The sequence below is a fragment of the Bacillus sp. FG16 genome, from assembly GCF_057809515.1.
Window position 1 is genome coordinate 1 of record NZ_JBMDKC010000399.1, and the last position, 323, is coordinate 323.

Annotated in this window: 1 protein-coding gene; it reads right to left on the bottom strand. The window is 40.9% G+C overall.

The features are described 5' to 3' along the window. Window positions 1–316, bottom strand: a 316-nt coding sequence (locus tag ACODS7_RS32915; protein ID WP_488828773.1) for an ERCC4 domain-containing protein, incomplete at its 3' end; no start/stop codon positions are given. Window positions 317–323 lie beyond the last annotated feature (7 nt).

Consider the following 323-nt stretch of genomic DNA (forward strand, 5'->3'; position numbering starts at 1 on the left):
CAAATGGATGTTTCGATGCGCGGATGAGTTCATTTTCAAAACGTGTACGGTCTTTTATACTTTCAACCAGTTCGTCCACACCGTTCTTTCGCTCCACACCTGCCGTGAGGTATATGTCCCTTGTTAGACCCATTTCTAAATTCTTAGGAATCATCGCCGAATAATCACAGGTTTTCATCCCACGAATTTTAAACGGTACTTTCTTTTTGCGGAAATAGTCCAACACATGCTGATTCTTCTGTTCTCTCGTGTCTACAATGATTTCTAGTGTGGATAGGATTGCTTTTAATTCTGATTCTGAATAGCGGTAGTGAATGGATGAC